The organism is Polyangium sorediatum (assembly GCF_029946465.1).
In the GTDB taxonomy this organism is placed as follows: Bacteria; Myxococcota_A; Polyangia; order Polyangiales; family Polyangiaceae; genus Polyangium; species Polyangium fumosum.
Genome location: NZ_JARZHI010000094.1, coordinates 19,829 through 34,559, shown reverse-complemented (window position 1 = coordinate 34,559; position 14,731 = coordinate 19,829). Strand labels below are relative to the sequence as shown.

Sequence of the window (14,731 nt, the reverse complement as noted above, 5' to 3'; positions counted from 1 at the left end):
TCTTGACCGGGCCTGTTCGATGAACTGCGCATCGCGCAGTTCATCGAGCTTGGGTCCAGCCCCTGGCTGGTCCGGGGTGGAGGGGGCGGACAGCCCCCTCCTGGGGCCTGGGGCAAAGCCCCAGCTCTGCGCCGCTCCTGCTGCGAAAATCCACCTGTTGTCTTGGGCTTGACCGCTCCGTTAGGGTGGTCTTGCCATGCCCATCAACTTTTTCGGCGCCCGTGCGCCGCGCTTCCTCTTCGCCTTCGCCCTCGCCCTTCCCCTCGCTGGTTGTGGCGGGGATGAGGACATGCCTGTCTTCACCGCGCCTGACCGTGCTGAGGGGGCTCGCGCGCCCCTCACGGCTCCGTGTGGCGACCCGGACGAGCTCCGTTGCCTCCTGCCCTGGCCGTCCAGTGCCCACCTCGCCAAGGACGCCTCCACGGCCACTGGCGTCCGCCTCCACGTCGAGGCCGAGAGCCTGCCCGTCGACGACGACCCCCGCTCCCTCGCCCTCGCCGACGGCTTTTCCCGCGTGACCCCGCTCGCCGTGGGCTTCGCCGGCCCCGTCGTCCTGCCCGCCGCGGCCTCCGCCACCGAGGGCCCCGTCCGCCTCCTCCTCGCGCAGCACGACCATGCGCGCCGTGGCGAAACTGTCCCCGTGCGCCTCTCCACGATTCCCGGCGAGGATCCGGCCACCGAGACGCTCCTCCTCGGCTACCCCCTGCGCCCCCTCGAACCCGGCGCCGATTACGTGGCCGTCGTCCTCGACGACCTCAAAATGGAAGACGGCGCCTCCATCACGCCCACCCACCAGACCCAGGTCGCGCTTGGCCTCGCCACCCCGGCCTCGCAGGCCGAGGCCGACCTCCGCGCCTACCACGCGCCCACCCGAAAACTCCTCGCGGAGGCGGGCATCGATCCGGCGCGTGTCCTTCGCGTCTTCGATTTCACGACCCGCTCCGGCGACGACGCCACGAAGCGCCTCACGGCCATGCGCGAGGGCGCCATCGAGGCCGTCACCCAGGGCAAGGTCACCGTCGAAATCGATGCCGTCTCCTGGGAGCCGAATGCGGCTGTCGCGGCCGTCGTGCGGGGCCGGCTCGTCGGGCTCCCCTCGTTCCTCGAAGACGACCGTGATCTCAGGGTCGACGATGCCGGCGACGTCGTCGCCGAGGGCACGCACGAGGCGCCCTTCCGCGTCATGGTCCCGGCCGGCAGCGGCAACTACCGGTTCGTCATGTTCGGCCATGGCATGGGCGGCGACGTCGACGACAGCTCGTTCGACCAGGAGCTCGGCCAGAATGGCACGGGCAAGGTCGGCATTCGCTTCGACGGCTGGACCGGTGACGACGTCATCGAGACGTTCGTTGGGATGACGCGTATGGCCGAGGCCACGCACCGCTCCACGGCGCGCCTCATGCAGGCCATCGCCGACGGCGCGGCCGTGCAGGCGGCGATGAAGACGACGCTCGGCGAGCTGCTCTCGGGCCCCACCTTCGACGGCGGGGCGAACCCGCTCATGGGCCGCCAGCCCGACAGCAGCATCCCGGTCTGGGCCGGCGGCTCCCTCGGCGGCACCCTCGGCCTCGTGTATGCCTCCGTCGACCCCGACATGCATTACGGCGTCCTCAACGTCCCCGGCGCCGGCTGGACCCATTTCATCCCTGGCTCGAACGTGTACTCCACGGTCCGAGGCCTCCTCCGCACGACGTACGGCGGCGACCTCGACGTCGGGTTTGCGCTCGCGCTGAGCCAATCGAACTGGGACGAGGTCGACGGCTCGAGCTGGGCGGATCGTATGCCCGAGGAGCCGACGGCTTACTTGATCCAGGAGAGCATGGGCGACCCGATCCTGCCGAACGAGGGCACCGCTTTGCTCTCGGTCGCGGTCGGCGCGGGCCAGGTCGGCGCGGTCTTGAATCCGATCCTCGGCGTCGAGACGTCCTCCGAGATCGTCGGCAAGAGTGGCCTCACGCAATACAGGACGGCGGACAAGGATGCGTACGACATCCACGGCTTCGCCGCGACGGGCGGCCCGGCCGGGGACGCGGCGCGCCAGCAGATCACGGCGTACTTGAAATCGGTCTGGGCCGGCGCGCCGAAGATCACCGTGCCCGAGGGCTGCGCGGGCGGGAACTGCGACTTTACGAAGTAATCACTTGAGGACGAGCTTCCCCGCCTTCGTGAGACAGCTAAACGTCTCGTTGTTCGGCGGGGTCCCGTCGTTTCCGCAGGGCGGGGGCACGTCGAACGCCTCACCGACCGGCGCTTTCGGATACCAGCAGACGCCGTCGAGGTGACGGACGAGCAACTGCTGGCCGTCCTGCGTGCTGCTCTCGATCTCCCAATCGGTCGAATCGTACACGATGATCGAGCCCTTCTCGCAGATCCACTCGGCCTTCTCGATGTGATCCTTTTTCCAGATGGGCGCGGGCTTGTTGCCCTTCGCGGGCATGCGGTCACAGGGGACGATCTGGCGTGCGCCGTCGAATCGCTGCGCGGACATGCTCCCGATGTTCCGGAGGGGCATGAGGGTCGTGGTCCACTCCGTCCCGGGGTACTGCTCGCCGGCGCGCACGTAGAGCGAGGCATATCCGCACGCCTCCTCGGTCGTGCCCTTCTTGCGGATGGCGTCCCGCATCTTCCCGCAGTTCCGCTCGGCGTCCTCGACCTTCAAGGGCCCCTCGACCGTATCGACGGTCCACCCGTCCTCGAAGGTCCCATGGCTGGCATCAGAGCAAGCCTGCGCCGTGACGAGGGCATTAAAATACGCCTCCATCGAGTCGAGGTCCTTCTTCGACGCCTCGACGGTGGCATTGTACATCTTCGCAAAGTCTGCACGCCACGCCTTGCCCTCGTCCGTATCCGCGCCTCCGGAGTCCGTCATGGCGGCGACCAGCGCTCCGCAGCCGAGCTGCCCCGCACACGCGAGCAAAAGGAAGAGCGGCCCGAGGAGCCCGGTCCTCCGCGTCGAGATGGTATGTTTCATCGGTTCACCAAAGGGTTGCACGGCTGCACGAGGCACGTGTCAGTCCGTTGACGCTATGGCGTGTATCACGCGCCTGCCGGCGGATCAATCATTGGGCTCCGGTGATGACGAGCCCCGCGGCCAGGCACAGCGACCTGATCTTCATGAAGCCGACCCCCCCATCCCCCCGTCGCCAGGCCCCCGCCATGATGCCCTTCCCCCCGAGCACCCCGCCGACAGGGCGCCGGGAGCAAGTCGACCCTCCCCAAGCCCTGCCGCCAGCGCGTCGAGAGGAAGGTGATGCCCACGAAGGCCTGTCGACAGGACGTGCAGGGGCAAGCCGATCACCCCGAAGCCCTGTCGTCAGGCCATCGGGGTGATCGTCTTGCCCCCGATCCCCCGCCGACAGGCCTTGGACAGGAACCCGACCCCGCCGGCGCCCTGCGGACAGGACCCGGGGGGGATCGTCAGGGCGTCTCGGGGGTCACGGGCTCGTCGGCGGAGGCCTTTTTCCCCGCCAGCGCATCCGCGCGCATCTGACCGAGCTCATCGAACAACCCGAAGACCTGCGCGTCGAGGTCCCGCGGCAAGGCCGGGTTCACGGCAATCTCATCCCCGAGCGCCCCCCGGAACCGACCCAGCACCGCCAACGTCGCCGTGCGGATCCGACCCGCATCGCGACGCGCGCCCGTCTCCGCATCGGCCCGCTGGCTGAGAAGCGCGCCAATCTGCTCGGCAGCCGTCACATACCCCTCGGCCCACTCGAGGAGCGTCCGCCCCTCCGCGAGGGGGATGAGCTGCAAGTCGGCCTTCAGCGCGTCAATCCGCTTGCGGTGCTCGAATGCCGCATGCGCCTCCTCGACGTAACTCGCCCGCAGGTCGTCGAGTTCGGGAATGAACGCCGCCCGCACCCGCTCGATCGCGGCCCGCACGTGCGGCGGGACCTTGGGCCAGCGCGCATAGGCCTCCGTGAGGTGCCAGATCGCCGAGCCAAAACCATCGTGCACGTCGTCGGCCTCCGCGATCGCCTCGGCGAGCGGCTTGCCCCCCGTCAGGGCGCCCGGCAGCGTGTCGATCTGCTGCTTCTTCGCGAGAAGAATAGGCTCATACGTCTTGCCCGCGCCCGAAAGGACCAGCGCCGCATGACGTTCCCCGAACAGGTTGGCAAACGCGACCTTGAGGGCCGCGAGGGAGAGGTATCTCATGAGCGCTGACGGTACAGCCGGTGAGCCGGAAAACGCAAGAGGGAGCGCAAAGGACCTCGTCGAGGGGAAGCCGCCGCGCGGGGGTGTCGCCCCAGGCCCCGCCGGGCAGCACCCCGGCGCGACGGGCTTCGAGGAAGAACCAATGCACTGGGCACTGCTGTGACCACGTACCGCGTTAACAGTCGCTAACGCGAACACAACAACACGTTTACCAGATTGGCGCAGGGTCGTCACATGACGACGCTTTGGCCGGGCTTACGACGAGATCCGCGGAAGAAAACTCCCATGCGGCGGGCCGCCGGTGCCCTCGCCGGGCTTGTTTGGTTGCCCCTCCTCGCCTGCTCGTCCTCCGGCGAAACCCCGGACGGGAGCGGCGGCCAGGGCGGCGGAGGCGGCAGTCCGCCGGACGCTGAGCCTGGGGATTCCTCGATTCTCGTTGGCGCCTTCCAGGTGCGCCTCGTCCCGCCGGTCCCCGCGAGCGAGAATTCGCCGGCGACGCCCGGAAGCACGGCGGTGCTTGGCAAGGTGTACGACGGCCCCACGCCCTCGCAGATCATCTGGGAGGAGGCCACCAAGGAGGGCGCCTGCAAGCTCTCCACGCCGCGGGTCCCTTTTTGCAGCACGCCTTGCGGGGGCAGCGCCGCCTGCGTGGAGGACGAGACCTGCAAGGAGTATCCGCTCGCGCACAGCGCGGGGAAAATCACGGTCAAGGGCCTGCACACCGAATCGGGCGAGGATGGCTTCAGCATGGATCCCGTGGTGAACGCCTATCAGCCGCCTGCCAGCGTAAAACTCCCCTTCCCTGCGTTTGCCGAGGGGGAGGTGCTCACGTTCCAGGCGAGCGGCGATTATTACAGCGCCTTCACGCTCGAAGGCACTGGCATCGCCCCGCTCGTGCTCGCCGGCGAGACGCTCACGCTCGAATCGGGCAAACCCATCGCGCTCGCCTGGACCCCGCCCGCGAAGGCCGACAGCTCTCGTATCTACGTAAAACTCGACATCAGCCACCACGGCGGCACGAAGGGCATGATCGAGTGCGACGCGGACGACACGGGCTCCCTGGAGATTTCTGCGGCGCTCGTGGGAAAACTCCTCGACCTCGGCGTCGCGGGGTTCCCTTCGATCGTGGTCGTTCGAAAGACCACGGGCGGGACGACCATCAAGGAGGGGCGCATCGACCTCGTCGTCTCCTCGTCGCTCGAAGAGGCTGTGCAGATCCCGGGGCTCACGTCCTGCTTCAGCGACGTCGATTGCCCGAACGGCCAGATCTGCCAGGCGGATCTTACCTGCAAATGAAATGAATTTCCTCCGGGTGCCGTGCATCCGAGGCAAGGAGCTGGGACGAACCCAGCGGGCTCTAGAAAGGAGCTTGTCATGAACGCACACCGATGGGCGCTGCCCCTCTTGGGCGGCGCGGTGCTCTCGTTTGTCGTGGGTTGCGGTAGCAGCAATGGGGACCTCGGGCTCGGCAACGGCGGCTCCGGGAGCAGCTCGTCCTCCGCGTCGGGAGGAAGCGGCGGCGCGGCCGGCGCGGGCGGCGCGGGCGGCGAAGGCGCCGGCGGCAATGGGGGAGGCAATGGCGGGAGCGGCGGCGAAGCCGGCGCCGGCGGCGGCGGCACCACGGAGAAGTTCAGCTTTTTCGTGACGAGCCTCCGTGCTTTGCAGGAGCTCTCGGGCAATCCGGAGGGGTTCGGCGGAGACCTCCGTTTTGGCGAGACGGGCGCGGGCGCGGGGCTACGCGGCGCGGACAAGATCTGCGCGACGATCGCCGAAACGAGCATGCCGGGCGCGGGACAAAAGCCGTGGCGCGCCTTCTTGAGCGCGACCGCCGGCGAGGACGGCCAGCAGGTCAACGCGCGGGATCGCATTGGGGAAGGCCCCTGGTACGACCGGCTCGGGCGATTGCTCGCGGCGAACAAGACCGATCTCCTGAAGGAGCGCCCCGCGGGGGCCGACGCGGCCATCATCAATGATTTCCCGAACGAGGACGGCGTCCCGAACCACCAGCCGGATCCGAACCAGGGGCAGGTCGACAACCACGACATGCTCACCGGGACGAACGACGAGGGCGCGCTCTTCAGCGCGACCGCGACGTGCAAGGACTGGACGAGCAACCTCGGGGATCTGGCGAGCGAAGGCCGTCCGCGCGTGGGGCATTCGTGGCCGCGGTTCGGCGGCGGCGGCGGCGGACCGGGCGGCGGGGATGGAAGCGCCGCGAACTGGATGTCCTCGCTCAACGAATCCGGCTGCGCGCCGGGCGTGAACCTCATCGAAATGGGCGGGCCGCAGCCGGGCTCGGTCACGGTGGGCTCCGGCGGCGGCTACGGCGGGTTTTATTGCTTCTCGCTGGTCCCCTGAACGCGGTCGGCTCGACTTCGGCTTTCTTTGGAGGAAATCATGTCCTTGCACAAACGCGCCGTCACGGCGCTGGGCCTCGTTTTGTCCATCGCCGCGATGCCGATGGCATGCAGCGACACGGCGGCGCCCGCGGGCCCCGTCTTCGAATGCGAGCTCCCGAGCGGCAGCGAATCCCCGGACTTCTTGCAGACGATCGGCTGCAACGGGGACTTTCAAGCTCTCGCCTCGGAGCCCCTCCGCGCCGATCTGCCGGGCGCGCGCTCGGTCAAGGTCGTCCTGGATCAGGCCGACGGCAATGCGCTCTACTTCCAGAACAGCGTCCTCTACAAGATCCATTACGAATTCGCCTCGAAGCACCTCTCGGGCAAGGACCTCCCGCTCGTGCCCGAGCTGTCGAGCTTCAACGCGACCGAGTATTACACGCCCGACCGCCGCTTCCTGCTCGGCGCCGTGACCTACTACGAGGGCCCGAAGGTCTGGGCGCTCGAGATCGCCCCGTACGACACAGCGTCGGCGGCCATGATCACGACGCTCTACAAGAAGGTGGCGGCGTCGGCGTATTTCGGCGGGAGCTTGTTCTTCCACCCGACGTCGGACGCGGTTTCCGTGGAGGCCGACAAACTCGGCGACGACGTCCCCGTGAAGACCACGGACGAGCTTTATGCGGCCATCGATTACCAGCCCCTCTCGCTCGGCTCGTCCATGGGGCGGCTCCGCTTCCTGAAGGCGGCGGATCTCGAGGACGAATACGTCTCCCACGAGGACATCGTGGTCCTCGACGAGGCGCCGAACGACATCTCGGTCATCCAAGGCCTCATCACGGAGGAGTTCCAGACGCCGCTCTCGCACGTCAACGTGCTCTCGCAGAATCGAGGCACGCCGAACATGGGGCTACGCCATGCGATGACGAACCCCGCGCTGCGGGCCCTCGAAGGCAAATTGATCGAGCTCACGGTGGGCGCCTCCACGTGGAGCGTCCGCGAGGTCACGCTCGAAGAAGCGCAGGCGTACTGGGATGAGCACAAGCCCGAGCCCGTCGTGCTCCCGACGCTCGATCTCTCGGTCACGGGCCTGTGGGACCTCGAGGACGTGACGCCCGAGCCGGCATCCGGCGCCTCGCTGCGCGACGCGATCAAACAATCGGTGCTCGCGTTCGGCGGAAAGGCGGCGCATTACTCGATCCTCACGCGGACCGAGAACGTGCCGATCCAGAAGGCCTTCGCGATCCCGGTCTATTACTACGACCAGTTCATGAAGCAGAACGGGTTCTACGACCAGATCGACGCGCTGCTCGCGGATCCGACGTTCCAGGCCGACGCGGCCGTCCGGGATCAGAAACTCGAGGCCCTGCGCGACGCGATGGAGGCGGCGCCCGTCGACGCCGCGTTCCAGGCGTTGCTGAAGGACAAGATCGCGGCCGAATACGGGACGCACAAGATGCGCTTCCGCACGAGCACGAACAGCGAGGATCTCGAAGGGTTCCCCTGCGCCGGTTGCTACGAGTCGCACACGGGCGACCCCACGGACTGGCCCGACGTGCTCGAAGCCATCCGCGAGACCTACGCGAGCGCCTGGCTCTTCCGCACGTTCGAGGAGCGCAGCTATTACGGCATCGACCACAAATCGATCGGGATGGCCCTGCTCGTGCACCACAACTTCCCGGACGAGGAGGCGAACGGCGTGGCCGTGACGGCGAATCCGTTCGACGAGGCGGGGGTTGATCCCGCGTTTTACGTGAACGTGCAGTACGGCGGCGACGTGGAGGTCGTGGCCCCGCCGCCCGGCGTGACCAGCGATCAGTTCCTCTACTACTTCACGCAGCCGAACCAGCCGATCACGTACCTGACGCATTCGAGCTTGCTCGCGGAGGGCGAGCGTGTCCTCACGACGGCGCAGATCCATTCGCTCGGCGTGGCCCTCGACGCCATCCATACGCGCTTCTCCCCCGCGTATGGGCCGGCCGCGGGGAACAAGGGCTGGTACGCGATGGACATCGAATTCAAGTTCGACGACGAGGCCGCCCCTGGCCAGACGCCCACGCTCTACATCAAGCAAGCACGCCCCTACCCCGGCCGCGGGAGCGAGTGAGCGGGCGGCGACGTTCCTGACGCCCGCGAGATTCGCTCGCTTAACAATCGCACACGATCCTGTAACACCCGCGCCGCAGTCTCGACATAAAGTCGACTCGAACCTTGAACTTGGGGAGTGACGATGAGAATGCGGTTCCTGCATTGTGTTCTGCCGTTCGTGGCGCTTTCGGTCCTTGCGATCCAGGGGTGCGGCGGGAGTGATCCGAGCACCGAGACGGGCGCGGGCGCGGGGGGCAGCGGCGGCGCGGGCGGCAGCGCCGGCGAGGGCGGCGGCGGAAGCGGCGGCGAGGGCGGCAGCGGATCGGAGGATCCCGATTACGCGGCCGCCTTCCCGCAAGATCGGGTCCCTCGTATCGACATCACCATTTCGCCCGAGAGCTGGCAGGCGATGATCGCCGACATGACCGACATGCTCGGCACGTTCGGCGAAGGCATGGGCATGGGCGGGCCGGGCGGGCCCGGCGGCGGCGGTGGGCCCCCGCCGGAGCTCGCCGAGGCTTGCAATGGCCTCGCGGCCGGCGATGCGTGCACGGTCACGCTCAATGGCGTCGAGTCCCAGGGGACGTGCACGGATGCGATGGGCAGCCTGCTTTGCTTCCCGGCCGGCGGCCCCGGGGGCCCCGGCGGCCCCGGCGGGCCGGGCGGACCAGGCGGCGACGGTGGCGTCGATCTGCTCCCCCGCACGCCCATCTACGTCGAGTGTGACGTCAAGACCGAGGATCGGAGCTGGCAGCACGTCGGGATCCGCTTCAAGGGCAATTCGAGCCTGGCCATGTCCTGGCAGCAGGGCGTGTGGAAGCTGCCGCTGCGTTTCAACTGGGACAAGTACGAGGACACGTATCCGGAGACGAAGAACCAGCGGTTCTACGGGTTCGACGCGCTGAGCTTCTCGAACAACGCGAGCGATGCGTCGCTCTTGCGCGACAAGATCGGCACCGAGGTCTTCGTGAACGCGGGGATCCCGGCGCCCGCGACGGCGTTTTATCGGGTGTTCATCGATCACGGCGAGGGCTCGAAGTATTTCGGGCTCTACACGGGGATCGAGCTGCCCTCGGACGAATCCTTCATGGATACCCATTTCGGCGGCCACAAAGGCAACATGTACAAGCCCGACGGCGCAGCCGCGCGCTGGCAGACCTGGGACACCGAAACGCTCGGGAAGGAAAACCACGAGGACGAGGCCGATTATTCGGACGCGCAGGCGCTCTTCGACGCGCTGCACGCCGACAAGACCGACGCCGCCGCCTGGCGCGCCGGCCTCGAAGCCCGGCTCGACGTCGATGGGTTCCTCCATTGGCTCGCGCTGAACGCGGTGATCGAGGACTGGGATCAATACGGCCGCATGCCGCACAACTATTACATGTACGCGGATCCCAAGAAGGACGCGCAGTTCACGTGGATCCCCTGGGACCACAGCTTCGCGTTCCCCGCCTCGGCGGGCGGAGGGTTCGGCGGGCAGGCCATGTCGCTCGCGATGTCCGAGATCACCGATCAATGGCCGCTCATCCGGTACCTGCTCGACGATCCGGTGTACCTCGAGACGTATCGCGGCTACGTCGCGCTCGCGGTCGAGAAGGACTACGAGGCGGCGAGCATGGAGGCGCGATTCAAGGCCGCCCACGACCTCATCGCGCCCTACGTCGTCGGCGCGGAGGGCGAGCAGCCGGGGTACACGTTCCTCGCGTCGGATGCTGCGTTCGACGAGGGCCTCGCCGGGGTGATCGCCCACGCGAAGGAGCGGCCGGCGGACGTGGCCACGTACCTCGGACCGTGACCTCCTGAGACCTCTCTCCCACGATTGCAAATGAGGGACGACCGCTGATGGAATGGCTCGAACCGCTGACCCAGGGGGACGTTTTCGAATGGCGCAAGGCGCTCGTCTCCCTCCTGCTCGCCTTCGGGCTCGGCCAGGCCATCGCGGTCGTGTACATGGCGACCTTCCGCGGCCTCTCGTACTCGCGCTCCACGGTGCACGGAATGGCCATGGGCAGCGTGATCACGTGCATGCTGATGCTCGCCGTGGGCAGCAGCGTCGCCGCGGGGATCGGCATGGCGGGGGGGCTCTCGGCGGTCCGGTTCCGCACGTCGCTCCGGGATCCGCGCGACATCATCTTCATCTTCGCGGCCCTCGGCGTGGGGATGGCGAGCGGCGCCCAGGCGCACGGCGCGGCGATCCTGGGCACGATCATCTTCGCGTTCGGATTCGTGCTCCTTCATTTCACCGGGTATGGCGCGCGCCATCAGCCGGATGGACTCCTCCGCTTCGCCGCGCCTGCCGGGCCCGAGGCGGAGGAGGCCATCATGAAGATCCTGCGAGCGCATTGCCGGTCCTTCGCGCTCGTCACGCTGCGCGAGGCGGCGCAGGGGACGATGATGGAGCACGCCTACCAGATCAGCGTCCGCGCGCTGGATCTACGCGCGTCGCTCGTCTCGAATCTGAAGGCCATTCCAGGGGTGCAGGACGTCGCCTTGCTGCTGCAGGAGCCGACGCTGGATCTGTAGCCATGAAATCGACGAAGACCCTCCATCGAATGCAATCGGCCCTCCAGCGATTCGCGCCCGGGCTTTGCCTCGTGGGCACGCTCGGCGCCGCCGCGGGGCTGCACTACGGCGACCACGCGCGGGGTCACGTCGTGGGGTTCGCCGAGGCGACGCCGGAGGCCATCGCGCCGACGGAAATCGCCAAGGTCGCGGCGGTCCACGTGCGTGTCGGCGACGAGGTCACGCCGGGGCAGATCGTCGCGGAGCTCGACACGTCCGCGATCGACGCCGAGATCGCCGTCGCGGAGGCCGAAAAGACGCGGCTCGAAGCGGACGTGCGCGCCTCGGAGTCCGAGATCCTGCAAAAACTCGACACGGACCTCGCGTCCCTGGAGCGCGAGGCGGCGCGGCAACGCGAGGAGCACCTCCAGGTGTCCGCCGAGGCGAAGGTGCTCGATAACGAAATGGCGCGGGTGAAGCAGCTCGTGGAGGACCGACAGGTGGTCTTCGAGGAGCTCGCCAAGGTCGATCTGCAACACGCCGCGGCCGCGGCGCTCGCCGCGGAGAAGCCGCGGACGTTGAAGCTCCTGGCGAAGCAGATCCAGACGGCCGAGGCGCGGCGCAAAGCAGCGAAGCAGGAAGGCTCCGCGACGGCGGACAAACTCGCCGCGGACGTGCGTTTCGCCGAGCGCAGCATCGAGCTCTTGAAGCAAAGGCGCGCGGGGTACGTGCTCCGCGCGACGCGGCGCGGGCGCGTGGCGACGATCCTGAAGCAGCCCGGCGAGGTCGCCGTGGCCGGGGATCCGGTGCTCAGCGTCGTGAGCGGGGGCGCGCGCGTGGTCACCTGCGTCCCGGAGCGCGTGTCCCTCGGCGTGCGCGAGGGCGACGGCGCGAAATTGTGGATTCGAGGGCAGCAGGGCGGCGCGCTGCGAGGAAAAACCATCGCGCTCGGTCCGCTCGTCGCGGAGCTGCCCGCGCGTTGCTGGGTCTCGCCCAAGATCCCCATGTGGGGCCGCGAGATCACGGTCGAGCTCGACGCCCCCCTCGACGTGATCGCGGGGCAAGCGTTTGATGTCGTCTTCGAGCCGGCCTCGGCGCCGCTGGCCTCCCCCCCGGCACCTCCGGCGGCGACGGCCAACAACCTCCCGGCGAGCGTGCTGCCGATGAAGCTCCCGGACGTGCTCTCGAAAAGGACGCGATTCGAGCCGTCCGGGATCCTCGCGCGGGAGGCCGAAGGGCGTTATCTCGTCGTCAGCGACGATACGGGCCGGGACGACGCGGAGGGCGCGCCCTGGATCTTTGCCATGTCCAAGGACGGCGTGATCGAGCCGGAGCCTTTGCAGGTGGACGGCATTGACGAGATCTCGGACGTCGAGGCCATTGCCGTCGGCGATGCGGGCGAGATCTACCTCCTGTCGTCGCAGAGCTACAGCAAGCGAGGCAAACGCAAGCCCGCGCGGACGGCGCTCTTGCGCCTCCGGAAGGACGGGCGAGGCTTCCGCGTCGACGGGGAGGCCCATCTCGCAGAACTGCTGGACGCGGACCCGGCGCAGGCCGCGGCGCTCGGGCTCCCGAAGGGCACGCGCGCGCTCGACATCGAGGGGCTCGCCTACCGAAAAGGCGCCCTGTACTTCGGCCTCAAAGCGCCTCTCGATGCGCAAGGCCATGCCATGATCTGGCAGGTCACCACGCCCGGCGCGCTCTTCGCGTCGAAGCCCCTCGCGGGCGCCGGCGCCTCGTTATGGGCGCATGTCCCTGTCGACGTGGAGCTCGCGGGCAAACCCACGCCGGGCGGCATTTCCGATCTTTTGTTTTTGCCCGACGGCAGCCTCGTGATCACGTCCACGCCTTCGACGGCGGACGGCGACGCGGGCGCGCTCTGGCGCGTCGAGGCCCCGGCCCCCGGCGCGCTCACGCCGCTGCTCGTCAAACGGTTTCCGGGGCTCAAGCCGGAGGGCATCGCGCCGTCGCTCTCGGCGGGCAAGCTCATGGTCGTCTTCGACACGGGCAGTAGCCTCCCGTCGTTCGAGGAGGTCCCGTGGGCGCGCTGAAAAGGTACGCAGCCCTGCTCCCCGCAGCGCTGCTCCCAGCTCTCGCAGGTTGCTCCCCTCCGCTGCACCTCTCGGGCTCCGAACGCGCGATTGCCATGTATCGCGAGAGCCTCGGTCCCCGGGGAGCGCTCACCGTGCGGCGCGACGAATCCGTCCGTCGAGGCACAGCAGCGCGCGCAGCGAGCACGTCCGACGCAGCGCCGCGCGTGCTCACCGTGGAAGACGCAGTCGCCCTGGCCAAAAAAAACAGCGCGCAGCTCGCCGCGCTCGAAGCCTCCGCGACCACGGCCGAAGCGGAGGTCGCCGCAGCAGATAAGCACAAAAACCCGGAGCTTCGGATCACGCAGATGCGCCTCGATCAATTCGTCGAGGGCGAGCCGCGGATCCGCACCGCGCTCCGTTTCTCGCCGGATAGGCCGGGCGAGGTGGACGCAGACGTCGCGGAGGCACGCGCGGCGAAGGCGGAAGCGCAGGCCGAGGCGCAAGCCGAGGCCATCACGATCGAGGCCGACGTCCGCTGGCTCTTCGACGACGTCGCCTTGATCGACGCCGAAATCGCCGCGGCCCACGCCGTCGCCGAGGCGCGCAGGTCCCTCGCGTCGCAAATGAAGACCCGCGTCGCCGCAGCGGAAGCGACATCCATCGACGAGACCCTGGCCGAACTCGCAGCGGTGGAGGCCGAATCCGACCTCGCCGAGCAACAGGCGCACCGGCGCGAGGTGCTCGGCGAATTGCTCGATCGCATCGGGCTCGACCCCGGAGCTTCCGTGGAGGTCGTCGGCGAGCCGCCACTCGCGTGGCCCCCCCCAGCGCTCCCTTCGGAGCAGGCCCTCATCGAAGAGGCGCTCCGGCGCAGGCCCGAGGTCGCCATTGCAGGCGCGCGAATCGACGCAGCCGACGCCCGCGCATACGCCGAGCGCGCGCGGCGTTTTCCGTGGTTCTCGTTCCTCGAGTTCGGCTATCAATTCACGCCGGGCACGCTCCCCACGCCAGGCACGCTGACAGGCCTCGCCTGGACGTTCCAGGCCGGCGTGGAGCTGCCCATCTTCGACACGAATCGCGCAGGCACAGCCGCCGCAGGCGCAGCAAAGAACTCCTCCCAGCGCGCGCTCGCCGCCGAGGTCGAGCGGGTCGCCCGCGAAGTACGCGCCCGCCTCCGCGAAGCCGATGCCTCGCGCGAGCTCGTCACCGCATTCCGCTCCCGCGCACTCCCCGCCGCCGCGCAAGCAGGATCCGCATCAAAACGAGCCCTCGAAGCCCGCAACGTCGACGTGATCGAAGCCCTCTCCGTCGACGCCCAACGCGTCAAAGTCGAACTCCGCCTCCTCGCCCTCATACGCCGCTATCGCACCGCCGTCTCCGAACTCCGCCGCGCCGTCGGCGGCCGCCTCCCCGCCGCGCCGTGAGCGCCGCCGCACCGGGGCTCTGCCCCGGTCCCCGCGGGGGGCTGTCCGCCCCCTCGACCCCGGACCAGCGAGGCGCTGGACCCAGGGTTGAAAAACTGCGCTCCGCGCAGTTTTTCAAACAGGCCGACGAAGAAGCCGGGGTGCCAGCCGAACCCGCAGCGCGGCTGTCTCGGTTGGCAGGGTCGTTGCT

Annotated in this window: 10 protein-coding genes; 8 read left to right on the top strand and 2 right to left on the bottom strand. The window is 68.5% G+C overall.

Annotated features, from left to right (window positions below; translation table 11 throughout):
- Nucleotides 1–196: 196 nt before the first annotated feature.
- Nucleotides 197–2,137, top strand: coding sequence for a hypothetical protein (locus QHF89_RS45340; protein WP_136973275.1), 1,941 nt, complete (start codon nucleotides 197–199; stop codon nucleotides 2,135–2,137).
- Here the strand turns inward: QHF89_RS45340 and QHF89_RS45335 are convergent, their stop codons facing one another.
- Both QHF89_RS45335 and QHF89_RS45330 read right to left on the bottom strand, forming a co-directional pair.
- Nucleotides 2,138–2,971 (bottom strand): hypothetical protein, encoded by an 834-nt coding sequence (locus QHF89_RS45335; protein WP_136973276.1) that lies wholly within the window; start codon nucleotides 2,969–2,971, stop codon nucleotides 2,138–2,140.
- Between the two features lie 446 nt (nucleotides 2,972–3,417).
- A complete protein-coding gene (locus QHF89_RS45330) occupies nucleotides 3,418–4,155 on the bottom strand; it encodes a hypothetical protein (protein ID WP_136973277.1) in 738 nt (245 codons plus the stop codon).
- 285 nt (nucleotides 4,156–4,440) lie between these two features.
- On the opposite strand from QHF89_RS45330, the gene QHF89_RS45325 reads away from it, so the two are divergent.
- From QHF89_RS45325 to QHF89_RS45295, 7 genes are all read left to right on the top strand, one after another.
- On the top strand, nucleotides 4,441–5,451 hold the full coding sequence (locus QHF89_RS45325) for a hypothetical protein (RefSeq protein ID WP_136973278.1): 1,011 nt from the start codon (nucleotides 4,441–4,443) through the stop codon (nucleotides 5,449–5,451).
- Nucleotides 5,452–5,529: 78 nt separating this feature from the next.
- Entirely contained in the window at nucleotides 5,530–6,513 is a 984-nt protein-coding gene (locus QHF89_RS45320) for a hypothetical protein (protein WP_284721794.1), read from the top strand.
- A 39-nt stretch (nucleotides 6,514–6,552) separates the two neighbouring features.
- Nucleotides 6,553–8,601, top strand: coding sequence for a PEP/pyruvate-binding domain-containing protein (locus QHF89_RS45315; RefSeq protein ID WP_136973279.1), 2,049 nt, complete (start codon nucleotides 6,553–6,555; stop codon nucleotides 8,599–8,601).
- Between the two features lie 123 nt (nucleotides 8,602–8,724).
- A complete protein-coding gene (locus tag QHF89_RS45310) occupies nucleotides 8,725–10,377 on the top strand; it encodes a CotH kinase family protein (RefSeq protein ID WP_136973280.1) in 1,653 nt (550 codons plus the stop codon).
- Between the two features lie 47 nt (nucleotides 10,378–10,424).
- Entirely contained in the window at nucleotides 10,425–11,105 is a 681-nt protein-coding gene (locus QHF89_RS45305) for a DUF4956 domain-containing protein (protein ID WP_284721793.1), read from the top strand.
- Between the two features lie 2 nt (nucleotides 11,106–11,107).
- Complete coding sequence (locus tag QHF89_RS45300) at nucleotides 11,108–13,135, top strand: biotin/lipoyl-binding protein (protein WP_136973282.1); 2,028 nt, start codon at nucleotides 11,108–11,110, stop codon at nucleotides 13,133–13,135.
- Nucleotides 13,136–13,230: 95 nt separating this feature from the next.
- Nucleotides 13,231–14,541: a TolC family protein gene (locus QHF89_RS45295; protein ID WP_136973283.1), complete on the top strand. Its 1,311-nt coding sequence runs from the start codon at nucleotides 13,231–13,233 to the stop codon at nucleotides 14,539–14,541.
- Nucleotides 14,542–14,731: the final 190 nt, after the last annotated feature.